The following is a 17,788-nucleotide window of genomic DNA, read 5'->3' as shown; positions in this document are numbered from 1 at the left end:
ATTGGTCATCTGGCAAGGCGCACCGGTCCTCCGTGTACGCACTTGGTACACAAGGACCGGAGCAACGCAGCCAGGGGCCAATTGGCGGCCGTCTTTTAGCTTCGGCCCGCGTGGTCGGCTAGCTGAGCCAGCCCGCTGACGATGCCGCCGGCTAGGTCGCCACCGCTGAAAGCGGCTGCCATGGACAGCGCCGCGAGCTTGCAGTCACGGTCGGCCAGGCGCTTGCGGGCGACGGAGCCGGTAACGATCTCCAGCTGACGCCGGTCCGGGTCGATCGCGAGCAGCACCGACTTGGCCGGGTCGGCCAGCTGAGCGTGCAGCTTCTCGGCGTTTTCCCGCAGCGGGTCGTCGATCGTGCCGACGAAGACGCTGAAGGTCAGGCCAGTGTTGCTGTCCGCCGCGCGTAGTGCCTCATCGATGCGCAGGAGCTGGCGAGTCGTAAACGGACCGTCCAGCACCTCGGCGTTGGCCGTCGTCGGCAACAGATCACCAGCGGTCACTTGCGCCTCCTGTCAGACCCGGGTGTTGCACCCCGGCTGCGGCTTCGATCTCGCGACCGGCCTGCGGGCCATCGGTGCCCGGCTTAGCCAGGAACCAGACCGGCGCGTAGGCGTAGTTGCGGCCCGGCCGGTACCTCTTGGCGTCGCGCGCGCCCGCCGCGTAAACAAGCGCGAAGATGATCGCGATCACCGCGAGTGGAATCCCCGCGAAGATCAGCCAATCTTGAGGTTCTTCAAACACGTCTTCACGCTAGCAGCCGGTTGAGTTCGTCGATCACGACGGGCCAAGCTTCCGAGTGCGGATCGATAAGAGCAAAATGCCCAGCCGCTGGTACACGGATGAGCCGGCCCTCGACATGACGGCTCAAATACCGTTCCGACACGCTGACCGGCACGATGACGTCATCGTCGCCATGGATGATCGTCGCGCGGGAAACGGCCGGCTGATAGGGCTCGGGGCTGTGGTCGCCGAGAAAGTCCTGCACAGCGCCCTCGTCGAGATTCAGCTCACGGGCCAGCTCAAGATCGGCCACCGGCGCCAGCGCGATCACCGGCACCTGCGGTCCTTCGGACTGCCTCGCCATCGCCTCACGGCCCGCCGCCGTTTGCGCAGCACCCGATCCCGCTTCGCCGCTTGCCTCATTCCCGGCCGCCGAGGCGCCCATCGCGTGACCGCCCGCCATTCCCGCTGCACCAGTCGCAACCGCTTCACCGGCTGCCGCACTGCCGCCCGGCGGGCCGCTCGTCACAGTGCCGGCCGCCGAGCCGTCTGTCGCCGGGCCGCTGGTGTTGTCGCCGTGCAGGCCGGCGCGGTAACCGGCGGCCCACAGCGCAAGGTGGCCGCCGGCGGAGTGTCCCATCACGATGATGTCGTCGGGCAGGCTGTCCATGGCGCGCTTGATGTCGGCCACCATGAGGTCGGGCCGTCCCGGGATGCGGGTGTATTCGAGCAGCGCCACCGGCCAGCCGAGATCAGCCAGGGCTGAGGCCATCGGCCGCAGGTGTGTCAGGTCGTATTCGGGGCGCCAGAACCCACCGTGGATGAGGGCGATCACGGGCCGCCGGGGGTCGCCGAAATACATCTCAGCGTCCGCTGGCCGGGCGGCGCGTTCGAGCACAGAGCGGTCTTCCATCACAGTCCTAAGAACGTTGTCGCGTTGCCGCCGAGCAGTTTCTCGCGCTGGGCCTCGCTGAGGAAACCCGCGTCCCGGACGACTTTCCCGGCGGGCCGCTCGCCCAGCGGGTAGGGGTAGTCGCTGCCGAGCATGACCCGGTCTTCGCCCATGACGTCGGTCAGCAGCCGCAGCGACGGTTCGGTGAACACGACACTGTCCACATAGAACCGGTCCACGTAATGGCTTGGCGGGTTCTCAGACTTACCGCGTACCACATCGTTGCGCATGTGCCAGGCGTTGTCGGCGCGGCCGAGCCAGAACGGGAAGCTGCCGCCCCCGTGAGCGAAGCAGATCTTCAGGTCACTTGGCAGCCGGTCGAACGCGCCGCCAAGGATCAGCGCCAGGATCGACAGGTGCGTCTCCCCCGGCATGCCGGTCAGCCACTGGGCCATCCAGCGATTGAGGCGCGGGCCGGTCTGCATGTCCCACGGGTGCACGAAAACCGGCGTATTCGTTGCCGCGCAATGCTGGAGGAACTGCACGACGCCGGCATCGTCGAGATCGCGGTCACCCACATGGTTGCCGATCTCGACCCCCACGTGACCGTTGGCTCGGCACCGGTCGAGCTCCTCGCACGCCAGATCGGCGTCCTGCAAGGGCACTTGGCAGAACGGGATGAACTGCTCCGGCGCACCTTGCGTGATCGACAGCGTCAGGTCATTGAAGATCGCCGCTACGTTGGCGGCGGCCCTGGCTGGCTTGTCGTAGCCGAAGAACACCGGCGTGGGTGAGACGACCTGCACGTCGACCGCGTCGTCTCTCATGTCTGTGACACGCGTATAGGCGTCCCAGCACTGCGCGGTGATCGCCCGGAACTCGGTCTCGCCCACCATGATCATGGCTTCGCGTTCCGAGTCGATCCGCAACCACGGCACACCGTCCATGCGGGGCCAGCCCTTGGGCACGATGTGCGTGTGAACGTCGATGACTTTCGGCATCAGCCTTTGCCCGGGTGCAGATGGCCGCAGTTGGCGCAGGTGCGGGCGTTCTCGTCGTCATAGAACGCCTGAAACAGCGGCGGAAGGTCATCCACAATGGAGCGCACTTGCAGCTCAACCTCGTGGACGAGGGCGTTGCATTCCGGGCAGTACCACTGGAATTTCTCCAGCGTCCCCTCGGCCCGTACGCGCTCCACGACCAGGCCGACCGATCCGGCCTCGGGGCGCTGTGGCGAGTGAGGGGTGTTGCGGGGCAGCACCCACATGGAACCTTCGTTGATGTGCACGTCTTGCGGGCCATCCGGCGTCATCACCTTGACGTGCATGTTGCCTTTGATTTGGTAGAAGTATTCCTCGTAGGGGTCAACGTGATAGTCGGTGCGCGCGTTGGGCCCGCCTACGATCATCACGATGAAGTCATCACCGGTCGGGAACATTTGCTTATTGCCCACCGGCGGCTTGAGCAAATGCTGGTTCTCGCCAAGCCATTGCGGGAAATTGATCGGGTTGTCCATCAGTTCTCCCTCACTACGGCCACCGCCTGCATCTCGATCAGCAGATGCGGGTGCGGCAGCTGGTGGACGGCGACCGTGGTCCGGGTCGGCCCGGTCTCGTCGAAGTATTCCCCATATACCTCGTTGTAGCCGCCAAAATCGTTCATGTTCACCAGGTAGGTGGTGACCTGAACGAGGTCCTGCAGGCCCAGCCCCACGGTGGCGAGGATGGTGCCGATGTTTTCGATGACTTCGCGTGTCTGCACGCGAATGTCCAAAGTGGTGGTTCCCATCGCGTCGGCGCTCGCGCCGGCGATGGTGTTGTCCACGCGCCGGCTCGACGTCCCGCTGACGAAGGCGAACCCGTTGGCCACCTTCACATGCGGGAACCGTCCCCGCGGCGTTACTAACTGCTGGCTCATGCCGTCTCCCTTCGGTCGCCGCCATGAGTTACCACTGCGATCCCGATTCGCTCGGGCAAGCCCTCGCTCATGAGCGCAGGGACGCTGTCCCGAGTCCTTCCACGACGGCCTTGACGTAGGCACCCTTGGGCAACGGCACAGCGGCGGTGGCGGCGCCAGCGAGCAAGATGCCGTCGAACGTGACGCCGTAACGGGCCGCTAGCTCGGCGCCATCGGTGAACGCACGGCGCGGATCGCCGAGGATCGCCGCCGTTGACCCGACCTGAACCACTTCACCGTTGATTTCCAGCAGCACGCCGAGGTTGTCCACTGTGGACGGAACGTCTTGCCAGGCTCCGATGACGAAGGACGCTCCAGACGTGTTGTCGGCCACGACATCCGGCAGCGTGAACTCGAAGTTGGCGTAACGCGAGTCGATCAGCTCCAGCGCCGGCGCCACAGCCGCGATCTCGCCGTCTTCGATCCAGAACGCGACTTCGGGCTCCACGCGCGGGTGGATGTACTGGGCGAGGTCAACCATGGCACCGTCAGGCACCTGCATCGCGTCCGTCAAGCGCCCGAAGATCACCTCGTTCACGCCGACCTGTGCCATCTTCGCGCGGCTGGTGAGCCCCATCTTGTAGCCAACAAGCCGTTCCCCGCGCTCCAGCCGCCGCTTGACCAGCTCGTCCTGCACGGCGTAGCCGTCGGCGACCTCGGCGAGCCGCAACTGCGGCATCGCCTGCGCGTTGCGTGCCGCGTAGTCCAGCAGTTCCGCTGCGTTAGCCATTCTTCAGGTCCAATGCCACATCGACGATCATATCTTCTTGGCCGCCGACCATCCGGCGCTTGCCTAGTTCCACCAGGATCGACCGGGCGTCAACACCATATTTGGCTGACGCGCGCTCGGCATGGCGCAGGAAGCTGCCGTAAACGCCCGCGTAGCCGAGCGTCAGCGTCTCGCGGTCGACCTGCACCGGCCGGTCCTGCAGCGGGCGGACGAGCTCGTCAGCGGCGTCCATGAGCGCGAACACATCGCAGCCGTGCTTCCAGCCCATCAGGTCGGCCACCGCCGCGAACACCTCCAGTGGCGCGTTGCCGGCCCCGGCACCCATGCCCGCGAGCGACGCGTCGACCCGGTAGGTCCCGCGCTCGACCGCGACCACGCTATTGGCCACACCTAGCGACAGGTTGTGATGCGCGTGAATGCCGATCTGGGTGTCATCGTCCAGCGTGGACCGGTACGCGTCGATGCGCTCGGCCACGTCGCCCATCGTCAGCCGCCCGGCCGAGTCGGTGACGTAAACACAATGCGCCCCATAGGATTCCATCAGCTTGGCCTGCTGAGCCAGTGACGCGGGATCGTTCATGTGCGACATCATGAGGAAGCCGCTGACGTCCATCCCGTTCTCGCGTGCCCAGCCGATGTGCTGTGCCGAGATGTCGGCCTCGGTGCAATGCGTTGCCACGCGGACACTTTCCACGCCGAGGTCACGGGCCGCGCGCAGATCGTCGATCGTCGCGATGCCGGGCAGAATGAGCGTCGTCAGCTTGGCGTTCTTGATGACACTCGCCGCGGCTGAAATCCACTCGTGATCGGTCGCTTTGCCGATGCCGTAATTCAAGCTCGACCCGGCGAGCCCGTCGCCGTGAGCGACCTCGATCGCCGCTACCCCAGCCGCGTCAAGGGCGGCCGCGATCTGGCGCACCTGCTCCACCGTGTACTGGTGCCGGATGGCGTGCATGCCATCGCGCAACGTCACGTCCTGAACGTAAATCTCAACACTCATGCCGAGGCCTCCCTTCGGTCAGCCTCGTCACGAGGCACGCGACACCCTGTCATCCGATTCGCTCGGGGCTTGCCCTCACTCATTTCGACAGCTCCCACAAACGCTCACCGGTGCGCAGCGCAGCCGAGGTCATGATGTCAAGATTGCCGGCGTAGGCGGGCAGATAGTGCCCAGCACCGGAAACCTCAAGGAACACGCTCACTTGAAGCCCATCCTCGCGCTGGTCGAACTGGACTTCCTGCTTGAGTTTGTAGCCAGGGACATATTCCTGCACCCCGGAAACCATGTCCTGCACCGATTTCGCGATCGCGGCCTGATCGGCGTTGACGTCAGGGCACAGGCAGTAAACGGTGTCGCGCATAATCATCGGCGGCTCGGCCGGGTTGAGCACGATGATGGCCTTGCCTTTCTGGGCGCCGCCAACGACTTCGATGGCACGTGATGTCGTCACCGTGAACTCATCAATATTCTGCCTGGTACCAGGTCCAGCTGACTTTGACGAAATGGACGCCACGATCTCGCCGTAGGACACGGGTGTCACCCGTCCCACAGCCGCCACGATCGGCACGGTCGCCTGCCCACCGCAACTGACCATGTTCACGTTGCGCGCGTTCATATGTTCGTCGAGGTTGACCGGAGGGATCACATACGGACCGATCGCGGCCGGCGTCATATCGACAACGATCTTATCCTTGAGCAGCTCCGCGTTGCGGTGGTGCGCCTTGGCCGACGTCGCGTCGAACACGACTTCCACTTCGGCGAACTCCGGCATCGCCAGCAGCCCGTCGACACCGTCTGACGTGATCGCCACGCCCATCCGCTTCGCCCGTGCCAAACCGTCAGACTCGGGATCGATGCCGACCATCGCCACCATGCGCAGCGTCTCCGACAGCCGCATCACCTTGAACATCAGATCGGTCCCAATGTTGCCCGACCCAATGATCGCCACACCGGCCCTCATGCGCTCTCCTCATCCCACATCTGCGCCACGCCCTTCATCCCGTCCCGTCCTGCAAACCTCGACCGTCTCCAGCGGCGGCCTCTACTTGGTGGCCCTAGTCGTGATCCACATCCCCAACACTGATCCACATCCCCACCGACGTGATCAAACCGCCTGTTGATCACGTCTCCAGGGATGTCGTTCAACCCGGGGTGCCGCCGGTGCCTGCAGCCGGGCGGTCGCTGAAGCCGACGCGCACCGAGCCGAGGCCGCTGATGCGGGCCTCGTAACGGGCTCCCGGTGTCACGGAAACCATGGGGCCCAAGGCACCTGACAGCACGACATCGCCCGCGCGCAACGGCGTGCCCATGCGCGCCATCGTTGAGGCCAGCCAGGTCACCGCGTTCAGCGGGTTACCCAGGCACGCGGCACCGGCGCCGACGGACACTGGCTCACCCATGTGCTCCAGCACCATGCCGCACATGCGCAGGTCCACATCGCTCAGCTTGACCGGCTGCGTCCCCAGCACGAAAAGTCCACTGGACGCGTTGTCCGCGACAGTGTCCACAATGGAGATATCCCAGTTGATGATCCGCGAGTCGACGATCTCGATGGACGGCAACAGGTATTCCGTCGCCCGGATGACGTCAACCGCCGTGACTTCCTTGTACGGTAGGTCCGCGCCCATGACGAAAGCGATCTCCGCTTCGACCCGGGGCTGAATCAGGCGCCCGAGGTCCACGACGTCACCGTCGTTGACCGCCATGTCGGCGAGCAGCACACCGAAGTCGGGCTGGAAAACCCCGAACACCGATTGCACCGCCTTGTTCGTCAGGCCGATCTTCGCCCCGACGAGCCGCCGCCCCTGCGTCAGCCAGTGTGCGGTTACCTCCTTCTGCACGGCATAGGCGGCGTCGATGTCGCCCACCGGCAGCAGGTGCTCACGCAGTGGCGGGATCGGGACCCCGGTCGCGTAAGCGCCCAACAGCTCATTCATGAAAGCTCCACACAAACATTGGTGAGTTCGGAGTAAAACTCGAGCGAATGGACGCCGCCTTCGCGGCCGATCCCGGAGGCCTTGACGCCACCAAACGGCGTGCGTAAGTCGCGCAAGAACCACGTGTTGACCCAGACGATGCCCGCGTCGAGCCGCAGGCCCGCCCGGTGCGCTCGGCCCACGTCACGGGTCCAAACCGTTGCGGCCAGCCCGTAGTCGCTGTCGTTGGCGAGGGCGAACGCTTCGTCTTCGGTGTCAAACGGCATGAGCGAGACGACAGGACCGAAGATCTCCTCGCGGTTGCAGCGCGCGTCTTGCGACAGTCCGGTTAGGACGGTCGGCTCAACCCACGCGCCGTTATCCCGGTCGTCGCCGAAGTGCGGCACGCCGCCCCCGGTCAGCACAGTGGCGCCCTCTTGGCGCGCCAAGTCGTAGTAGGACAGCACCTTTTCCCGGTGAGAAGCGGAAATCAGCGGCATGTTGACCGTCGCCTCGTCGGTAGGCCACCCGTAGCGCAGGTTTCCCGCCTCCTTGGCCAGTCGCGTAGCGAACTCGTCAAAGATCGGCCGCTCGACGTAAAGCCGTTCCGTGCAAAGGCAAACCTGCCCGCCATTGGTGAAGCTCGACCGCACCGACCCGGCCACGGCGGCGTCCAGATCCGCGTCGGCGAAGACGATCCCGGCGTTCTTTCCGCCGAGCTCAAACGACACCGCCTTCACCCCATCGGCGGCCACTTTCATGATGGCGCTTCCGGTCGCGGATTCCCCGGTGAACGTGATCGCGTCTACGCCGGGGTGCCGGGTGAGGAATTCGCCCGCGGAGTCAGGCCCAAACCCATGAACAAGATTGAACACCCCATCTGGTACGCCGGCGGCCTTCATGATTTCAGCCAGAACCGTCGCCGAACCCGGTGTCTCCTCCGATGGCTTGACCACCACCGTGTTTCCGCACGCGAGTGCCGGCGCGACTTTCCACGTCAGCAACAGCAGCGGCAGATTCCACGGCACGATGATCGCCACGACGCCAGCGGGCTTGCGCACGGCATAGTTCAGCGCCTTGCGCCCGTCAGCGGTCGTGGTGAGAAAACTCTCGGTCGGCGTCGTCGCCACAATGTCGGCGAACGCCCGGAAGTTGGCCGCCCCACGCGGGATGTCGAGCGTGCGGGCCTGCGAGATGGACTTGCCGGTGTCGGCGACCTCAGCCTCGACCAGGTCATCGAAACGCCGCTCGATCTCGTTGGCGACCGTGCGCATCAGCCCGGCCCGCTCCTGATCGGACATGCGTCCCCAGGGCCCGCGCAACGCGGCTCGCGCCGCTTTCACCGCGGCGTCAACGGTCTCCTTGGAGGCCTCGTCGACCTCGGCGATCTGCTCCCCCGTCACGGGAGAGAATTTCGCGAAGTGCTTGCCAGAGTCCACAAACGACCCGTTCACGAAACTGTTCAGCCGCTTCACCGGACCCGTCCTTTCGCGAACAGTCTGTGCGGCGTCGCGAACCAGACCCGCGCTTTCGCGAACAGTCTGTGCGGCGCCGCGAACCGGACCCGCGCTTTCCCCGGCCCTGCCGAGCCGGCCCGCTCCACGCTCATGACGCTCTCCGGCTGGCCCGCAGGAGTGCGGCCGCGGCCAGGCCTGCCAGCGCTAGCACGGTGCCGCCGAGCACCCCGCCCAGCACCCGCTGCTGGCGGCGAACCCGCTCGCGCACCTGTGCGTAGGGGACGGTGGAAAACGACACCAGCTCATACCGCGAAACATACCGGCCCGGGAGGGCTCTTTCTAGAACGTGTTCTAACTTTTTCTGCGCTTGGAACACGGGCGAAGCGACCTTGTCGCGCATCTCGACGAAGTTCTCCAGCGCCATCTGGGCGATGGCCTCGGCGTTTTCCTGCCGCCGCTCCTGGAACAAGGGCAGCGCTGCGGCCCAGTCGTCCCCGGTCTCTTCTAGACACCGGTCCAGCTCGACCACGTCTTCGAAGGCGCTGTTGGCACCCTGCCCATAGAACGGGACGATCGCGTGCGCGGCGTCGCCAAGGAGGGCGACCCTGCCGTGCGCCTGCCACGGCGTGCAGCGCACGGTGCCGAGCAGGCCGACCGGGTTGTGCTGATAGTCCTCGACGAGGTTGGGTGCCATCGGCGGAACGTCAGGGTAGTGCTCCTCGAAGTGACGCATGATCGCTGCCGGGCTGGTGAGCGAGGCGAAGCTCGACGTGCCACCGTTGGGCCAGAAAAGGGTGCAGGTAAAGGACTTGTCGGGGTTGGGCAGCGCGATCATCATCGAGCTGCCGCGCGGCCAGATGTGCAGCGCGCCCGGATCAAGCGCCCAGTCGCCGTCCTTCGCCGGGATCGACAGTTCCTTGTATCCGTAGTCCAGGAAGTCGAGGCTCTCGTCAAGCAAGCCAGCCTTGAGCAGTTGCCCTCTGACAGCGGAGCCAGCACCATCTGTGCCGAGCACGATATCGGCCTGTGCGCTCAGCCCACGCTCGAAGGTCATCTCTCCCGTGAGCGGGTTCAGCCCGGTCAGGCGCCGGTCGAAGTAGGCCCGAACGTCGTGGTTGGACAGTGCCGCGTCCAGCAGCGCGGCGTTGAGCGCCCCACGGCTGATCGAGTTAATGGCCCGGTCGCCATGCACGCTGTATTGCTGGAAGTCCAGCTCGCCGTCGATCGGGTGAATCATGCGCCCCGTCATCGGCAGCGCGTCCTTCATCACGAGCTGGTCTAGGTTGATGCGGCGCAACGCGTCTAGCCCACGCTCCGACAGCGCGAGGTTGATCGAGCGGCCCCGCTCGACCTTGCCCGTGCGCGGATCCGGCCGGCGCTCGTAAAGGTCGACGGTGTAGCCGCGCTTGGCCAGGTAGCTCGCGAGCAGACACCCGGCCAGCCCGGCTCCAACGATGGCGACCCGTTGCTTCATCGCGCCGCTCCTTCGCCCGAGGCCATGGTGTCGCGAGCGAGACAAGGCAAGACGTTGATTCGCGCCGCTCCTTCGCCCGAGGCCGTGGTGTCGCGAGCGAGACGAGATGGGGCGCTCATAGCTGTGCTCCGTAGATTGAGGCGAGGGCGGCGACAGCGCGCCAGCAGTCGTGATAGGACGAATAGAGTGCCGTGGGCGCCAGGCGGAGCACGTCGGGTTCGCGTGCGTCAGCGACGACACCGTGCTCGTGACGCAGCCGGCGGGCCAGGTCACCCGCACCCTTGCCGCCCGGAATCCGCAGCGACAGTTGCGATCCCCGGCGCTCTGGATCCCGCGGCGTCACGATCACCGGATAGGGGCTGACCGGCATCGCCTGCTGGCTCGGCGGGACTTGCACTGTCGGCGCCACGAACGGCACGCTGGACGCGAACGGGTCCTTCGGATCGCGGGATCCGGTGCGGTGCAACCCTTCCGGCTGATCCGGCACGAAGGCGGCAGTGGTGCCGAAGGGGTCCCGCTTGAGCCGCTCGGTCTCAAACGGCGGGTCGAAGGACGGCCAAGCCGGCGTGACGGGTCGCGGGAACGCCTTGTCCAGAAGGGATTCCAGATAGCCGGTCAGCTTGACGGACCGCTGGCGCAGCGTTTCCATGCCCACGCGATCGAATAGTTCGAGTGACGTGCGCACCGGCCCCATCGCGAAGATGGGCGGATTCGACACCTGCCATGCGTCCACTTTGGGCAGTGGAGTCGCGACCGGCGCCATCTTGAACCGGGTGGCCGGATCAGTGCTCCACCAGCCCTCAAACCGTTGCAGCGTCTCGTCAGCCAAGTGCCGCTCGTGCACGAACGCTCCGGCGAGGGCACCCGGCCCGGAGTTCAGGTACTTATACGAACACCAGGCCGCGAAGTCGACGCCCCAGTCGTGCAGCCGCAGCGGAACGTTGCCCGCCGCGTGCGCGAGATCCCAGCCGGCGATGGCGCCCTTGCGCTGGGCCAGTTCCGTGATGCCGGGGATGTCCATCAGCTCGCCGGTCAGGTAGTTCACGCCACCGAGCAGCACCAGGGCGACGGTTTCGCCTTCAGCCTCGAGATAGCTCACGACGTCGGCGGGCTCAAGGCGTACCACCACTTGGTCTGGATCGAGGCCATGGAAACGGGCCTGGCTGCGGACCGCGTAGCTGTCGGACGGAAAAGCCGAATCCTCAATGACGATGCGGTCGCGCCCCGGGCGTGGCCGGTAGAAAGACACCATCAGGAAGTGCAGGTTGACCGTCAGCGAGTTCATGATGACGGTCTCTTCCGGCAGACCGCCGACAAGCCGCGCCGCTGGTCCCGTGAGCAATTCGTGATACGGCAGCCAGGGGCGCTTGGCGTCCAAGTGGCCCTCAACCCCGAGCTGGGCCCAGGCGTCGAGGTCTTCTAGCAGCTCGGCACGAGTGGCCTTGGGCTGCAAACCGAGCGAGTTGCCTGCCATATAAGCAGCTTCGGCGTAGTTGCCACCGTCGGCAGGCGGGATCAGAAAAAGATCACGGAGACCCGGGTCGGCCTGGTCAAGCCGCCTGGCGCCGTCTTCATTGAGCGACACAGGCCGACGATATCTCATCTACTTTTCACGTTTCCCAGCTCACATCCGTGCCGCAATGAGATGCTTTGGTCACTAGAAGTCCTTTTCGAGGGGGAATGATGCGGTCTGTACTACGGGCCTTCGCCGTGACAGCCGGTGCCGCCGCCCTATTGGCAGCACCTGTCCCGGCGTACGCCGACGGGGAGTACCTCCGGATCACGCCGAGCACCATCCAGGCTGGTTATCAGGTCGAGATCGAAGCTAACTGCGGCGACAACGTCAACCCCGCCACGGTCAGCTCCGACGCTTTCGGGGTCGTGACCATTACCCCCACTCCTGACCGCAACGGCAAATACCTGCATCGTGGACGGGCCACCGTCCCGGGCAACACCGCGGCCGGGGCGTACAAGGTGCGGCTGACCTGCCCAAGCCAGCAGACCGCCACGACAACGCTGAACGTCGTCAACAACGACTTCAAGTCGCGCGGTCCCAAGACGGGCGGCGGTTATCTGGCCAGCGGCGGCACCGGCACCACCAACATGATGATCGGCGCGGGTGGCGTGATCGCCTTGGCTGGTGGCCTGATGTTGTTTGTGGCGCGCAGGCGCCGCGAGTCCGCCTCGTCGTGAAGCTCAAGCCGCTCGCGGCGCTGCTAGTGGTCGCCGGCCTGTTCAGTGTCGGCATTGGAATCGGCCGCCAGCATGGCTTTAGCCTCAAGAGCTTCTTCCAGGCTGACAGCAAGGCGCCGCCGCATGACTTTCCGGTCCTGGACCCTAGCCCGCCCTCCAAAATCCGCATCCCCGCGATCGGTGTAGCGGCACCCGTGCACGGCGTTGGCAAGGACAAGGACGGGACGATCGCGACCCCGTCGCTGAACCTGCGCAACGAGGCCGGGTGGTATCGCGAAGGACCGACGCCGGGCCAATTCGGCCCTGCGGTCATCGTGGGACACGTTGATACCAAAGACAAACCGGCCGTGTTCCACCGGCTCAAGGAGCTGACGCCCGGCGCGAAAATCGAAATCGTGCGCCGGGACAGGCAAGTGGCTGTGTTCGAGGTGAATTCCGTCGAGCAGTTCAACAAGGACCACGTGCCAGTTCCCCGGGTGTACCAAGACTTCAGCCGGCCTTCGCTGCGGCTCATCACGTGTGGCGGCGCATGGGTCGGCGGTGAAACCGGCTACGCCGACAACGTCATCGTTTTCGCGAGCCTGGTCAGCTCGCACAAGGCCTAGGCGCTTAAAGGCTTAGCGCGGGCTCTAGCCAGTTGGCCCAACGCGGATCGGGCACGCGGTGCCCGAGGATCCGCCAGGCGTTGCCATGCGGCACGGTGGGCTTAACGGCGAGACGCCAGCCGAGTTCGGCTAGCGTCTTGTCACCTTTGTGGTGGTTACATTTGGCGCAGGCGGCCACCACGTTGTCCCACGCGTGCTCACCGCCCTTGGATCGGGGGTGTACATGGTCTATCGTTTCCGCCGACCCTTGGCAGTAAACGCATCGCCCGCCATCACGGGCGAAAATGGCTCTGCGCGAAAGGCCCACGTGAGCGCGGTAGGGCACGCGCACGTAACGGGAAAGCCGGATCACGAGCGGCACCGGCACCTCGCGCCGGGCACTGTGCAGCACACCATCACCATCGGCGACACAGACGGCTTTTCCCGATAGGACAAGGATCGCGGCTCTTCGCACTGACACGACACACAGCGGCTCGTAGGTGGCATTTAATAGCAGCGCTACCGAGCTCGGTATGGGTCGTATGTCAGGCATCAGCTTTAACCTTCCGCTCGAACCTGTGACCATCGTCCCTGATTGATGCCACTATTGCACCAACAAATTCGCAGACCGCCGATGAATATGGCATTTGCCGAAAATGTCCGGGGGGCCAACTAACCCTTAAGGCGGCCGATGCGGTACCACAGTAGGTATGCGCCTGGAGCCCGTGCCGAGTACTTCCCCGTCTTCCGCTTGCCGCCCCGATGACAAGGTATGTCAGCAGATCTATAACTGGGTCGGCGACAACTGGCTGACCGACGGCGGCTACTACCTCGTGGTCCAGCCTGTGCGGATCCTGCTCATCCTCCTGTTCGCGATGATCGTGCGGGCCCTGCTCAACCACTCCATCAACAAAATCGTGGAGCGCACCGCGGCCGGGCGTGTTCCAGCGTTCCTGCGTCCCCTGCGTGAAAAGATGCCGGCCCCGGCTCCGGGACTCGTGCCGGAGCGCCGGCGCCAGCGGGCCGAGGCGATCGGCTCGGTGCTCAAAAGCGTCGTCACGGTCATCGTCTTCTCGATCGCGTTCTTGATGGTGCTCGACCTGTTCGGGTTCAACTTGGCGCCGCTTCTGACGAGCCTCGGCATCGCCGGTGTCGCACTGGGCTTTGGGGCGCAGACACTCGTGAAGGACATGATCGCCGGGCTGTTCATGCTGCTGGAGGATCAATACGGGGTCGGCGACGTCATCGACACCGGCGAGGCGATCGGTGTCGTCGAGTCCGTGGGCCTGCGGACGGTCACGCTGCGCGACGCCCGGGGCGTGCTGTGGTACGTCCGCAATGGAGAGATCATCCGGATCGGCAACAAGAGCCAGGGCTGGGCCCAGCTGCTCATCGATGTTCCGATCGGCTTCGCCTCGGTCGAGGAAGCGTCGGTCGTGCTGCGCCAGGCCATCGACACCTATGCCGCCGACCCGGTCCACGCCAACGACTTCATCGAGCCGCCCTACCTGGCCGGAGTCGAGCAGATCACCATCGATGGCACGATCATGCGGGTCATCTGCAAGACTCCCTCCGAGCGCCAGATCGACGTTCAGCGGGAGCTGAGATTGCGTCTCACCGAGGCCCTGAACTCCTCCGGAATCACGGCACAAATGCAGGCAGGCCGGGTCATTAGGCCGTCCTCCCCCGATGAGTCACCTCGTCAGCCATAGGGGCTAGCGCATCATCGGCCAATCGGGCAGAATCACGGCAGTCAAGGGGCGCAAGGGTGCGTCACGATGACTCATCCCCAGGTGCAGTGTGCTCATCATGATCAATGGAGGATAGCCGGTGCCACACCCCGTAAGCACCAGCTCTGCACCCAGCGAACCACCGAACCCGGAGCGTCAGGCAACCTTTCGTGAAGTGTTCGCGATCCGCGAGTATCGTGCGCTCTTTTCGGCGACCGTCCTGTCGTGGGTCGGTGACTATCTCGCCAAGATCGCGGTCGCGGCGCTGATCTTCCACCAGACCCAGTCACCCGTGGTGACCGCAGCGGCGTTCGCGATCAGTTACGCACCCTGGATCGTCATCGGGCCGGTGCTCACGGCCGTCGCCGAGCGGCTGCCCCGGCGCAGTGTGATGATCTTCAGTGACTTCGCGCGCATGGTCACGATCGCGTTGGTGGCTCTGCCCGGTTTGCCGGTGTGGGCGATGATCGGGCTCCTTTTCCTTACCGCCCTTGGCAATCCGCCCTACGAAGCGTCGCGGTCGGCTCTCGTGGCCACGCTGCTGACCGGCGACCGGCTCGTCGTTGGCGTGTCCGTGCAGGCGAGCATGGCGCAGGCGGCCCAGATCGCCGGATACAGCGCCGGTGGCGTGCTCGCGGCGATCGATCCGCGGATGGCCTTGCTCATCAATGCCGCCACATTCGGGGTCTCCGGCATCCTGATCATGATGTTCATCAAACGACGGCCCGCGGTGGCCGCCGGGGACGAACGGCGCAACATCCTGCGTGAGACGGGCGATGGATTCCGGGTCGTCTTTGGCACGCCAGCGCTGCGCGCGATCACGCTGCTGGTGTTTTCCCTCATGCTCGTCGCCGCCGTGCAAGAAGGCATGGCCGTGGTGTGGGCTGACAGCCTGGAACCGTCAAGCCAGAGCCAGCACAGCCTCTATCAGACTTTGATCACTGTTTCGCACGGCGCCGGGTTCATCGTCGGCGGTCTGCTCATCGGCCGTCTGGTCCCTCCGGCGGCACGCCAGCGGCTGGTGCGCCCGTTGGCGCTCATCGCCCCGCTGACGCTCATTCCAGCGTTGCTCAGCCCCTCTCTGCCAGTCGTGTGCCTGATCGGTGCCTCCACCGGCATCGCTGTCGCCGGAGTGCTGCCGACCGCCAACGGCATGTTCGTGCAAGCACTCCCGTCGACTCACCGCGCACGGGCGTTTGGGGTGGTGCAGAGCGGGCTTCAGGTGATCCAGGGCGCTTCGGTGCTCGCGATCGGCAGCCTGGCCATGCCCGCTTCGGTCCTCCCGGTGGTCGTCGGCTGGTGGGGACTAGCCGCCTTTGGCGTGGTGCTGCTCACTGCCGTCATCTTCTGGCCGAGCAAAGACCTCTTCACGGCCGCCATCGAGCGTGCCCGGCGGCTGAACCAGGCCACAGCGGCCGGATAACCTTGGGGCGTGACCGCTGATGCCACCCCTGCTGACTACTACACCGCCCTAGGCGGTGAAGACACGTTCCGGCTGCTCGTCGACGAGTTCTACGCCGGGGTGGCCGACGATCCCCTGCTGCGCCCGATGTATCCCGAGGAAGACCTCGGCCCGGCCAAGGACCGCCTGCGGCTGTTCCTCATGCAGTACTGGGGCGGCCCCAAGACGTATTCCGAAGAGCGAGGCCATCCCCGGCTGCGCCAGCGTCACATGCCCTTCGTCGTGGACGCGGCGGCCCGTGACGCGTGGCTCAAGCACATGCGCCATGCGGTCAGCGTGCTGGAGCTGTCCCCCGAACTCGACAAGATGCTCTGGGACTACTTGGAGCGCGCGGCTTTCTTCATGGTGAACACGGAGTAGGACCCTCGTTCGTTAAGCCGTTTATGCGGCGGATTGTGCTTGCCCTCAGTGTCCTGCTCCTAGCTTTCGCTGTGCCAGCGACAGCCACTCCGGGATGGACCGTTGGCGAAGATCCCGTGGACTGGACGCCGCACGTCATGGACGGGCAGGTCCGTGCGATCACGACGGTCGGCGACACCGTCGTCGTGGGCGGGGACTTCACCGGGGTCACGGAAAGCGACGGCGGTCCGGTCCGCGAACTTTGGTATTTGTTCGCGTTCTCCCTGAGTACCGGGCGGATTCTGAGTTTTGAGCCCTGGCTGGACGGCTCCGTGATGTCGCTTGAACCGGGACCAGGCAACACGGTTTACGTCGGCGGCAGGTTTCACCGCGTCGGCGACCGCGATCAGCGTGGGATCACGCAACTCGACCTAGCGACGGGGCAGCCGGTGGCGGAGTTCACGGCCGCGGTGGACTGGGGCGATGTGCGGGGCATCGAGTACACCAATGGCTCGCTCTACGTTGGTGGCACCTTCTCGGCTATCAACGGGGTCAAACGCAGCGGCCTGGCGAAGCTGGATCCACGCACGGGCGCCGTGGACGCCTTCGACGCGCGACTGTCCGCTCCGGAGATCGGGCGGGTCAAAGTGGAAGACATCGCCGTATCGCCTCAGGGCGACCGTCTGATCGCGATCGGGGCGATGACGGAGGCCGGTGGGGATTTCCGCGTTCAGGCCGCCATGTTCGATCTGACGGGGCGCGAGCCGGTGCTCGCTCCTTGGTGGACGGACGCTTTCAACCGCCCGTGCCGTGCGGGCTTCGACACCTACATGCGGGCCGTTGATTTCGCGCCTGACGGCAGTTACTTCGTCATCGTGACGACCGGCCGGCAAAACAGCGTGCTGAAGCTCTGCGACACCGCGTCGCGCTTTGAGACCTACGCCGACGATGAAGTCAAACCCACGTGGGTCAACCACACCGGCGGCGACTCGCTTTACGCCGTTGAGATCTCGGACTCAGCGGTTTACGTCGGTGGCCACCAGCGCTGGATGGACAACCCGTATGGGCACGAGTCGGCCGGGCCCGGCGCGGTGGACCGGCCGGGTCTGGCTGCTTTGGACCCGGTCTCGGGCAAGGCCCTGGACTGGAATCCAACGCGCAGCCGGGGTGTCGGCGTACGCGCGTTCGCGTTGACGAGCAAGGGATTGCTCGCCGGTTCTGACACCGACGAGCTCGCCCGCGAGTATCACGGCCGAATCGGGCTCTTCCCCGGCGCCGGCTGAGAATCAGCTTCGGCGCCGCACGATGGGAAGTGCGCAGCGCCGCTTTCCTCGG

The 17,788-nt window shown here is 65.3% G+C and carries 20 protein-coding genes; 6 read left to right on the top strand and 14 right to left on the bottom strand.

Going from position 1 to position 17,788, the window contains the following annotated elements; all coding sequences use genetic code 11:
* Positions 1-95 precede the first annotated feature (95 nt).
* From A3E1_RS0111700 to kynU, 13 genes are all read right to left on the bottom strand, one after another.
* Positions 96-500 carry a DUF5130 family protein gene (locus A3E1_RS0111700; protein ID WP_020520954.1) on the bottom strand — a complete coding sequence of 135 codons (405 nt, stop codon included), beginning with the start codon at positions 498-500 and terminating at the stop codon, positions 96-98.
* On the bottom strand, positions 487-741 hold the full coding sequence (ctaJ, locus tag A3E1_RS0111695; protein ID WP_020520953.1) for an aa3-type cytochrome oxidase subunit CtaJ: 255 nt from the start codon (positions 739-741) through the stop codon (positions 487-489). Before ctaJ ends, A3E1_RS0111700 begins: the two co-directional genes overlap by 14 nt.
* A 4-nt stretch (positions 742-745) precedes the next feature.
* The gene (locus A3E1_RS44620; RefSeq protein WP_020520952.1) at positions 746-1,633 is read right to left on the bottom strand and encodes an alpha/beta fold hydrolase; all 888 of its coding nucleotides are present in this window, start codon (positions 1,631-1,633) and stop codon (positions 746-748) included.
* The gene (locus A3E1_RS0111685) at positions 1,633-2,613 is read right to left on the bottom strand and encodes an amidohydrolase family protein (RefSeq protein WP_020520951.1); all 981 of its coding nucleotides are present in this window, start codon (positions 2,611-2,613) and stop codon (positions 1,633-1,635) included. The genes A3E1_RS44620 and A3E1_RS0111685 overlap by 1 nt, the downstream gene beginning before the upstream one ends.
* Positions 2,613-3,128 carry a 3-hydroxyanthranilate 3,4-dioxygenase gene (locus A3E1_RS0111680; RefSeq protein WP_020520950.1) on the bottom strand — a complete coding sequence of 172 codons (516 nt, stop codon included), beginning with the start codon at positions 3,126-3,128 and terminating at the stop codon, positions 2,613-2,615. Before A3E1_RS0111680 ends, A3E1_RS0111685 begins: the two co-directional genes overlap by 1 nt.
* Complete coding sequence (locus A3E1_RS0111675; RefSeq protein ID WP_026208335.1) at positions 3,128-3,529, bottom strand: RidA family protein; 402 nt, start codon at positions 3,527-3,529, stop codon at positions 3,128-3,130. Before A3E1_RS0111675 ends, A3E1_RS0111680 begins: the two co-directional genes overlap by 1 nt.
* A gap of 67 nt (positions 3,530-3,596) precedes the next feature.
* Positions 3,597-4,298, bottom strand: a complete 702-nt coding sequence (locus A3E1_RS0111670; protein ID WP_020520948.1) for a 2-keto-4-pentenoate hydratase — start codon at positions 4,296-4,298, stop codon at positions 3,597-3,599.
* The gene (gene dmpG, locus A3E1_RS0111665; protein WP_020520947.1) at positions 4,291-5,298 is read right to left on the bottom strand and encodes a 4-hydroxy-2-oxovalerate aldolase; all 1,008 of its coding nucleotides are present in this window, start codon (positions 5,296-5,298) and stop codon (positions 4,291-4,293) included. Before dmpG ends, A3E1_RS0111670 begins: the two co-directional genes overlap by 8 nt.
* Before the next feature lie 79 nt (positions 5,299-5,377).
* Positions 5,378-6,259, bottom strand: coding sequence for an acetaldehyde dehydrogenase (acetylating) (locus A3E1_RS0111660; protein ID WP_020520946.1), 882 nt, complete (start codon positions 6,257-6,259; stop codon positions 5,378-5,380).
* Positions 6,260-6,440: 181 nt separating this feature from the next.
* Positions 6,441-7,235 (bottom strand): 2-keto-4-pentenoate hydratase, encoded by a 795-nt coding sequence (locus tag A3E1_RS39920; protein WP_020520945.1) that lies wholly within the window; start codon positions 7,233-7,235, stop codon positions 6,441-6,443.
* Positions 7,232-8,689 carry a 2-hydroxymuconic semialdehyde dehydrogenase gene (locus tag A3E1_RS0111650; RefSeq protein ID WP_020520944.1) on the bottom strand — a complete coding sequence of 486 codons (1,458 nt, stop codon included), beginning with the start codon at positions 8,687-8,689 and terminating at the stop codon, positions 7,232-7,234. Before A3E1_RS0111650 ends, A3E1_RS39920 begins: the two co-directional genes overlap by 4 nt.
* A gap of 130 nt (positions 8,690-8,819) precedes the next feature.
* A complete protein-coding gene (locus tag A3E1_RS0111640) occupies positions 8,820-10,145 on the bottom strand; it encodes an FAD-dependent oxidoreductase (RefSeq protein WP_020520943.1) in 1,326 nt (441 codons plus the stop codon).
* A gap of 115 nt (positions 10,146-10,260) precedes the next feature.
* Entirely contained in the window at positions 10,261-11,748 is a 1,488-nt protein-coding gene (kynU, locus tag A3E1_RS39915) for a kynureninase (protein ID WP_083929452.1), read from the bottom strand.
* 80 nt (positions 11,749-11,828) lie between these two features.
* Here kynU and A3E1_RS48370 point away from each other — a divergent pair, with 80 nt between their 5' ends.
* The gene (locus tag A3E1_RS48370) at positions 11,829-12,338 is read left to right on the top strand and encodes an LPXTG cell wall anchor domain-containing protein (protein ID WP_040390775.1); all 510 of its coding nucleotides are present in this window, start codon (positions 11,829-11,831) and stop codon (positions 12,336-12,338) included.
* Entirely contained in the window at positions 12,335-12,943 is a 609-nt protein-coding gene (locus A3E1_RS39905) for a class F sortase (RefSeq protein ID WP_020520940.1), read from the top strand. The genes A3E1_RS48370 and A3E1_RS39905 overlap by 4 nt, the downstream gene beginning before the upstream one ends.
* 4 nt (positions 12,944-12,947) lie before the next feature.
* On the opposite strand, the gene A3E1_RS0111620 is transcribed toward A3E1_RS39905, so the two are convergent.
* The gene (locus A3E1_RS0111620) at positions 12,948-13,475 is read right to left on the bottom strand and encodes an HNH endonuclease (RefSeq protein ID WP_026208334.1); all 528 of its coding nucleotides are present in this window, start codon (positions 13,473-13,475) and stop codon (positions 12,948-12,950) included.
* A 157-nt stretch (positions 13,476-13,632) separates the two neighbouring features.
* On the opposite strand from A3E1_RS0111620, the gene A3E1_RS0111615 reads away from it, so the two are divergent.
* The 4 genes from A3E1_RS0111615 (at position 13,633) to A3E1_RS0111600 (ending at position 17,736) form a co-directional block, all read left to right on the top strand.
* Complete coding sequence (locus A3E1_RS0111615) at positions 13,633-14,634, top strand: mechanosensitive ion channel family protein (RefSeq protein WP_020520938.1); 1,002 nt, start codon at positions 13,633-13,635, stop codon at positions 14,632-14,634.
* 118 nt (positions 14,635-14,752) lie between these two features.
* Positions 14,753-16,075 carry an MFS transporter gene (locus tag A3E1_RS0111610; protein WP_169454392.1) on the top strand — a complete coding sequence of 441 codons (1,323 nt, stop codon included), beginning with the start codon at positions 14,753-14,755 and terminating at the stop codon, positions 16,073-16,075.
* A 9-nt stretch (positions 16,076-16,084) separates the two neighbouring features.
* The gene (locus A3E1_RS0111605; protein WP_020520936.1) at positions 16,085-16,474 is read left to right on the top strand and encodes a globin; all 390 of its coding nucleotides are present in this window, start codon (positions 16,085-16,087) and stop codon (positions 16,472-16,474) included.
* 23 nt (positions 16,475-16,497) lie between these two features.
* A complete protein-coding gene (locus A3E1_RS0111600) occupies positions 16,498-17,736 on the top strand; it encodes a hypothetical protein (RefSeq protein WP_020520935.1) in 1,239 nt (412 codons plus the stop codon).
* The last annotated feature ends 52 nt before the right edge of the window (positions 17,737-17,788 follow it).

Origin of the sequence: Catelliglobosispora koreensis DSM 44566, from assembly GCF_000379685.1 — a bacterium.
Lineage (GTDB): Bacteria > Actinomycetota > Actinomycetes > Mycobacteriales > Micromonosporaceae > Catelliglobosispora > Catelliglobosispora koreensis.
The sequence above is the reverse complement of the archived record's forward strand: the minus strand, read 5'-3'. Positions and strand labels throughout refer to the sequence as shown.